This window comes from Saccharomonospora iraqiensis subsp. iraqiensis, assembly GCF_000430445.1.
GTDB classification, from domain to species: Bacteria; Actinomycetota; Actinomycetes; order Mycobacteriales; family Pseudonocardiaceae; genus Saccharomonospora; species Saccharomonospora iraqiensis.
The window spans coordinates 1-2,765 of record NZ_KE387042.1 but is presented as its reverse complement, the minus strand read 5'-3'; the positions used below and the strand labels follow the sequence as shown (position 1 = coordinate 2,765).

Annotated in this window: 3 protein-coding genes; 1 reads left to right on the top strand and 2 read right to left on the bottom strand. The window is 74.0% G+C overall.

What is annotated here, in order from left to right; genetic code table 11:
* A partial coding sequence (locus ACTIR_RS0103210) for a GPP34 family phosphoprotein (RefSeq protein ID WP_026453201.1) occupies positions 1 to 606 on the bottom strand: 606 nt, incomplete at its 3' end.
* A 150-nt stretch (positions 607 to 756) separates the two neighbouring features.
* Here ACTIR_RS0103210 and fdhD point away from each other — a divergent pair.
* On the top strand, positions 757 to 1,602 hold the full coding sequence (fdhD, locus tag ACTIR_RS0103205) for a formate dehydrogenase accessory sulfurtransferase FdhD (protein ID WP_026453200.1): 846 nt from the start codon (positions 757 to 759) through the stop codon (positions 1,600 to 1,602).
* 13 nt (positions 1,603 to 1,615) lie between these two features.
* Here the strand turns inward: fdhD and ACTIR_RS0103200 are convergent, their stop codons facing one another.
* Positions 1,616 to 2,554: a sensor histidine kinase gene (locus tag ACTIR_RS0103200; RefSeq protein ID WP_026453199.1), complete on the bottom strand. Its 939-nt coding sequence runs from the start codon at positions 2,552 to 2,554 to the stop codon at positions 1,616 to 1,618.
* Positions 2,555 to 2,765 lie beyond the last annotated feature (211 nt).

Genomic DNA, 2,765 nt, shown 5'->3' with positions numbered 1-2,765 from the left:
CTCCACGTCCCCGGCCGCGTCCGGCCCGAGCGCCGCGCCCACCGCGTCCGTTCCCGTCAGCAGGGCGATCAACGCGGTGGTGCGCTCGTCCGGCTCCCGGCCGTCGACGAGCACCTCCCGCAACCGGGCGCGGAGCCGGTCGAGCTCGGCGGCACCCTTCCCGGGAGCGCTCCGCAGGTCGGTGGACACCGGCTCCTTCGTGAGCGCCTCCACCGCGTCCTTCGGTCTCGCGTCTTCCAGCGTGGCCAGCACGGCGAGTGCCGAGTCCAGAGCGGGGTGCCCGGTCGGGGCGGGGTCGCGGAGCACGAGCCTGCCGGTGGTGGGCGCCTCCGGTGCCCCGGCGCCGTTCGCACCGCCGGTTCCGTCAGTACTGACGAAGCCGTCAGTACCGCCGGATCCGTCAGTACCGCCGGTTCCGTCCGGGGCCGGTGTCCGCGGTGCGGTGTCCACGGGGTCCGTGCCGCCCGTGACGTCCACCCGGTCCAGCAGGGCCAGTTCGATCAGCAGCGCACCCGCCAGGGAGTACTCCCCCCGCGGTGTCGCGGTCCCGGATGCCCCGGTGTCCCCCTCGGGCAGCAGCAGGGCCAGGTCCTCGGCGATGAGCATGGTTCGAGGCTATCGGTCGAGCGTCCCGCACGTGGGCCCGCGTATCCCCGGATCGGACAGTACGGGCGGGCGCGGCGGCGCGGCACGCACGACCCGGGTGTCACGGTCATCATGGAGTGGACGGGCAGCCGAACCCCACGGGAGGTCGGGATGGGACGGGTGACGGTCCGCAGGCCGGTCCGCATGGTGCGGGCGCAGGGCGTGCGGAGCAGGCCGGACGCACTGGCGGTGGAGGAGCCGTTGGAGCTGCGCGTCGGGGGCCACCCACTGGCGGTCACCATGCGCACCCCCGGCCACGACATCGAACTCGCCCGGGGATTCCTGCTGTCCGAAGGGGTCGTCGGTGCCCGCGGGGACATCGCCGTGGCGCGGTACTGCGACAGCGTGGACGAGGAGGGGCGCAACACCTACAACGTGCTCGACGTGCTGCTCGCCGACGGCGTGCCCGCCCCGGACGTCGGTGTCGAGCGCAACTTCTACACCACCTCGTCCTGCGGTGTGTGCGGCAAGGCCGCGCTCGACGCGGTGCGGCTGCGCGGCCGCTTCGACGTCTCCGCCTCCGATCTCGCCGTGACCACCGGGATGCTGGCCGGGCTGCCCGACGCGCTGCGGGAACACCAGCGTGTGTTCGACTCGACGGGGGGGCTGCACGCGGCCGCCCTGTTCGACGCCGAGGGGACCCTCCTCGTGGTCCGGGAGGACGTCGGCAGGCACAACGCCGTGGACAAGGTGCTGGGGTGGGCGCTGGAACACGACCGGGTCCCGCTGTCCGGGGCCGGGCTGCTGCTGTCCGGGCGCGCCTCCTTCGAGCTGGTGCAGAAGGCCGCCATGGCGGGGATTCCGCTGGTCGCCGCGGTGTCCGCGCCGTCGTCGCTGGCCGTGGACCTGGCCGAGGAGCGGGGCGTGACACTCGTGGGCTTCCTGCGGGGCGCCGAGATGAACCTCTACACCGGGGACCGGGTGCGCGAACCGGCCCCGGCCGACGACACCCGCTGACGCCGGACGCCGCTCACCGGCGCAGGGCGACGCGGACGGTCGTCCCCTCCCCGCCGACGTGGGTCCGCACGAGGTCGGCGACCTGGTTCACCAGCAGCAACCCGCGCCCCCCGTCCTGGTGGGGCGTCGCGGGACGTCGGCCCGCGAGTCGGTCGGTCGGCCTGCCCCGGTCGCTGACCTGGCACACCACGCCGTCCCCGTCCCGCCACATCCGCAGCAGGCCGCCACCGCCGCCGTGCTGGACGCTGTTGGCGCACAACTCGCCGATGACGAGCGCCACGTCCTGCAACCGCTCCCCCGTGAATCCCCCGTCGGCGGCGAAGTCGGTCGCGGTGTGCCGCGCCCGCGTGAGGCCGTCCAGGTCGAACGGCACGCGGAGGGCGTCGGCGGGGACGGGCAACGGCACGTTGTGCCGTTCGAAGGCGTCGTCCGGTGCGTAGCGCGGGCTCACGTACGGTCCGTCGTCGTCGACGACGACGGCGTGGGTCGCCTCGGCGTCCGCCAGCACCGAGGGTGCCAGCCGACCGGTGTCGTACGGGCACAGCAACGCCGCGGGCCGATCCTCGAACGAGGCGTTGACCAGCGCCTCGTGCTGCACGCAGGCCGGGTACTCGTCCTCGGTGCGGCCGCTGAAGACCGGCTCCCCCACGACCCGTACCGGGCGGGGATGGCTGTCGGCGAACGAGCGCAGCACGAGCGGGATGATGCGCCCCGGATTGCGTCCGGCCTCCGCCATGTCGACCAGTCGCACCCGCTCGGCGTCGGCGCCGAGCGCGGCGGTCAGTGCCTCCAGGTTCGGCGCGGGCAGGATCACCGCCACCGGTTCCCCCTGCGCCAGCCCCTCCCGGACGAACGGGACCGTGGCCGCGAGGAACTCCGCGCGACCGCGGTAGAACAACGCCGAGTGCGAGAAGGTCGACCGCGTGTCGGTGTCCTCGCGCACCGCCGTCATGACCGCTCGTCCTCACCACCCGGGTACTACTGACGCGTAAGGGATATCCGTGCGCGCGACCCGGTAAACGTCTACAGGAATGTCCGTGCGACGAAGGACATCGACCACAGCCCGACGGCCGTGGCCACGGCGGTGACCGCGCCCCACGCGAGCAACGGCCGGTCCCCCACCGCCGCCCGGGCGCGCAGCGCGCCGTAACCCGCGACGGCCA

Excerpts from the sequence above, each read along its gene's own strand:
- fdhD (WP_026453200.1), top strand. The coding sequence starts at position 757 with ATGGGACGGGTGACGGTCCGCAGGCCGGTCCGCATGGTGCGGGCGCAG.
- ACTIR_RS0103200 (WP_026453199.1), bottom strand. The coding sequence starts at position 2,554 with ATGACGGCGGTGCGCGAGGACACCGACACGCGGTCGACCTTCTCGCAC.